This is a genomic window from Pararhizobium sp., assembly GCF_035497515.1.
GTDB lineage: Bacteria > Pseudomonadota > Alphaproteobacteria > Rhizobiales > Rhizobiaceae > Pararhizobium.
In genome coordinates this window covers 1-4,070 of the sequence record NZ_DATJDJ010000195.1, presented here as the reverse complement: position 1 = coordinate 4,070, position 4,070 = coordinate 1, and the positions used below count along the sequence as shown (strand labels likewise).

At 60.7% G+C, this 4,070-nt stretch carries 5 protein-coding genes; 2 read left to right on the top strand and 3 right to left on the bottom strand.

Annotated features, from left to right (window positions below; translation table 11 throughout):
- Window positions 1–45: 45 nt before the first annotated feature.
- From VL202_RS20670 to VL202_RS20660, 3 genes are all read right to left on the bottom strand, one after another.
- Complete coding sequence (locus VL202_RS20670) at window positions 46–1,272, bottom strand: L,D-transpeptidase family protein (RefSeq protein ID WP_325465951.1); 1,227 nt, start codon at window positions 1,270–1,272, stop codon at window positions 46–48.
- A gap of 117 nt (window positions 1,273–1,389) precedes the next feature.
- Window positions 1,390–2,679 (bottom strand): DNA polymerase IV, encoded by a 1,290-nt coding sequence (locus tag VL202_RS20665; protein WP_325465949.1) that lies wholly within the window; start codon window positions 2,677–2,679, stop codon window positions 1,390–1,392.
- Window positions 2,680–2,794: 115 nt separating this feature from the next.
- Complete coding sequence (locus VL202_RS20660; protein WP_414692913.1) at window positions 2,795–3,073, bottom strand: DUF3572 domain-containing protein; 279 nt, start codon at window positions 3,071–3,073, stop codon at window positions 2,795–2,797.
- A 160-nt stretch (window positions 3,074–3,233) separates the two neighbouring features.
- Between VL202_RS20660 and VL202_RS20655 the strand changes: the two genes are divergently transcribed.
- Window positions 3,234–3,605, top strand: coding sequence for a response regulator (locus VL202_RS20655; protein ID WP_003547430.1), 372 nt, complete (start codon window positions 3,234–3,236; stop codon window positions 3,603–3,605).
- 90 nt (window positions 3,606–3,695) lie between these two features.
- On the top strand, window positions 3,696–4,070 hold a 375-nt coding region (locus VL202_RS20650; protein ID WP_325465948.1), incomplete at its 3' end, for a response regulator.

The following is a 4,070-nucleotide window of genomic DNA, read 5'->3' as shown; positions in this document are numbered from 1 at the left end:
GGGGTGATCGACGTCGAACTCGTATAGCTGACGCCCTTTATACGTTCAGGATTTCGGCGGGGTGCGGGTGATCGTCACGAAATCCGTCCCTTTGCCGGTTTCCTGCCCCAGGCCGAGATCGGAAATGGTCAGAGAGGAACCTTCGGCCAGCAGTTCCTCGATCTTCTGGCGCGCCTCCTGCGCAAGGATGATGCGGCCCATGCTGCGCCGTGCCGCATTGAAGGCGCTCGCATCTTCCTCGACGGTAATGCCGAGCCGCTTCTTCATCGGCCCCGGCAGGCTGTTGTCGAGCGACATGACGAACCATTCGCCCTTTCCGGTCGCCGCATCGATATTCTGGAACTGCAGGAAATGCGTTCCAAGCGCGATTTCCGGGTTTTCGATGGTAACCGGCATGTCCAGCAGCGGCTCGAAATCGCGGCGTACGAAAAGCTGGCCGTTCGGCGGCTTGCCCTTGCCGGCCTTGAGATAAAGCGCATCCAGGAATTCGCTCGTCAACAGGCCGTTCACCGCCATTTTTTCATCGGCCTGGAATGATCGAACCGCCTGCAGCGTCTGCACACCGGCATAGCCGTCTATGGTGCCGGCGGTATAACCGATCTGATTGAGCAGCGCCTGGACATCGCGGGTGATGTCGCGCTGATCGCGGCGGGTGATCAATATCCGGATCGGTGGCTTTTGCTCCGGCTCGACAGTCGGCTTTTCAACCTGCTGCGGCGCGATCGTCGCAACTTCCACAGGCTTTTCGGGAAGATGCGACACGCTCGGCCGCAATGTCGCATCGGATAGCAGCGCCGGTTGGACGACAATCGGCTGGAACAGGAATGGATCGGAAATCGCCTGCGGCACCAACTGGCGATCCGAAATCAGCACGTGCAGCCCACGGCCGGTCATCTTGAAAAGCTGCTTGGCAAAATCGTCCGGCAGGCGCACGCAGCCGTGCGAGGCCGGGCGGTTTGGAACGTGGTTCGACGCATGTAGCGCGATCCCGGACCAGGTCAGCCGTTGCATGAAGGGCATCGGCGCGTTCGAATAGATGTTGGATGCGTGGAAGCGGCGTTTTTCGAGGATCGAGAAAATGCCTGTTGGCGTCGAATGGCCGGGCTTGCCGGTCGAGACATTCGACGTCGCGATCACCGTATCGCCGTCATAGACCACCAGCGACTGCTGGTCGCGGGAGACGACGATCTGCAGCGGCGCCTGATCGCCGCCCGCAAGCGCGGTGCTGGCGGAGAGCGAGAAAACAAGGCCGATACCAAATGCAAGACGCAAAACCATGTGAACATCCGGACGAAGGAGTGGCAGACAAGGCTAGCGTGAGAGATTTAAGGAAGCTTTGCTGTTTCCAAGGGAACAAAAAGAACAGAGGGAGCAGGCGAGGCGACCCGGTTATTTCCGCCGGCCCTTGCCGAATGTGTAGCCGGTCTCGACGCTCGCCTTGCCGAACTTGTCGCGCAGAGCGTTGATCGCCGCTTCGGCCGCGGCACGGCGTCCGGCCAGCGCATCGACGAGGTCGGGCGGATCGGCGAGATCGGGATCGGAAAGATCAGCGACGCCGATGCCGAGCAGGCGGAATTTCGTTCCGTCCGCTTCCTTGTCGAGAAGCTGCATGCCGGTGCGGAAGATGCGGTCGGCAAGGCGGGTGGGGCTGTCCAGTCGCCGGTTGCGCGTGCGGATCTTGAAGTCGGCGGTCTTCAGCTTCAGGACGACGGTCTGCCCGGCGATCTCGGCCTTTCGCAGCCGGTACGCCACCTGTTCGCTCAATCGGCGCAGATGCGTGACGAGGTCGTCATAGTCGCAGAGGTCGTCGTTGAAGGTGGTTTCCGAAGTGACGCTCTTGGCTTCGCGGTCGATCTCGACCCTGCGCTCGTCCTGGCCACGCGACAACCGGTAGAGGCGCTGGCCCATGGTGCCGTAGCGCTTCATCAGGTCGGTTTCCTCCATCGTCTGGAGTTGGCCGATGGTGCGGATGCCGTCGCGCTCCAGCGTCGCCGCAAAGGCCTTGCCGACACCCCAGATAAGGGTGACGGACCGGTCCTTCAGGAAGTCCAGCGCCTCGGCTGCGCCGATGACGGAAAAGCCGCGCGGCTTCTGCAGGTCCGAGGCGATTTTGGCCAGGAACTTGCAATAGGAAAGACCGACCGAAACGGTGATGCCGACCTCCTGTTCGACGCGGCGGGCGAATTTCGCCAAAGTGCGGGCAGGGGGATCGTGATGCAGGCGCTCCGTGCCTTTCAGTTCCAGAAAGGCCTCGTCGATCGACAGCGGCTGCACCAGCGGCGTCAGTTCCTGCATCAGGCTGCGCACCTCACGGCCGACCCTCACATATTTCTCCATGTCCGGCTTGATGACGACCGCCTGCGGACAGGCTTCGAGCGCCTTGAACATCGGCATGGCCGAGCGCACGCCGTGAATGCGGGCGATGTAGCAGGCGGTGGACACGACGCCGCGCTTGCCGCCGCCGATGATCACCGGCTTGTCGGCCAGTTCCGGATTGTCGCGCTTCTCGACGGACGCGTAGAAGGCATCGCAGTCGATATGGGCGAGTGTCAGCTCATGGAGTTCGGAATGATAAAGCAGGCGCGGACTGCCGCAGGCCCGGCAACGGCGTATGCCGTCCGGCTGGCCGGTCAGGCAGTCTCGGCAGAAACCCGGAAGGCGCGGCGTGTCTGTGTGCATGGACCGGAACAAAAGTTGAACATTTTTACGTTACGCTCTATGCTGCCGACACTCAAGGGAGGCCGGACGATATCCACGCTCTTGCCGACAGCGAAACCGGACCATGCTCTCTGCCTCAGAAGTCGCCGGGATTATCGGGACCTGACAGGACCGCATGCGCCCGCACCACCTGTTCGGGCGGCGTGCCGGTCGCCTCGCAGAAGGAGAGGAGGGTTGGCTCATGGCCCATCAGGAAATCGACGACGCCGGCAAGAAACCCCGGATCGGCCGCTGCATGCCGCAACGAGGCGGGATCGGTGCCGGTCAGCGCCAGGAAGCGGCCGAGCAGTTCCGGCTCGTTTGCCAGCCATGCAAGAATGGCGATTGCGGTTTCCTCGGCCGGTGTCACGTGCATTCGTCCTTCTGGCATTCAGGCAATTTTTTCGCGCAATATTACCTGTTTTTCAACCAAATAGCTCTAAGGTCAAGCTTCCGGGAACAGGTGATGTCCATTGCGCGCAACTTATAAGGATGCGCCGGGCTTGCAAGCCGGAACGGCAAAACAAGGGACCAAAATGCCCAAGCAGGTGATGATTGTTGAAGACAACGAGCTGAATATGAAGCTCTTTCGTGACCTGATCGAAGCATCCGGATACACGACCATCCAGACCCGCAATGGCATGGAAGCCCTTGATCTTGCGCGTAAACATCGCCCGGACCTGATTCTCATGGACATCCAGTTGCCGGAGGTTTCCGGGCTGGAAGTGACCAAGTGGCTGAAAGAGGACGACGAGCTCCATGTTATCCCGGTCATCGCCGTTACGGCCTTTGCGATGAAGGGCGACGAGGAGCGGATCCGACAGGGGGGCTGCGAGGCCTATGTCTCCAAACCGATCTCGGTTCCGAAATTTATCGAGACGATCAAGACTTATCTGGGCGACGCATGAGGTTGCCGGGAGCGCTCTAACGGGCAGCTCCGCAAAATAATTCGCGCTGAGTGGGGTTATCTCAAGCGCTCATTGGGCAGGAAAGATTGCATGACCGCGCGTATCCTTGTCGTCGATGACATACCGGCCAATGTGAAACTGCTGGAAGCCCGGCTGGTGGCCGAGTATTTCGACGTTCTCACCGCTGCAGACGGTTACGAAGCGCTCGCTATTTGCGAGAAGCAGCCGCTTGATCTCATATTGCTCTATATCATGATGCCGGGCCTGGATGGTTTCGAAGTCTGCGAACGGCTGAAGGCGAACCCCCGCACCGCCCATATTCCCGTCGTCATGGTCACGGCCCTCGATCAGCCCTCCGACCGGGTAAGGGGCCTGAAGGCCGGCGCCGACGATTTCCTCACCAAGCCGGTCAACGACCTGCAGCTGATGTCGCGCGTCAAGAGCCTGGTGCGGTTGAAGAATGTC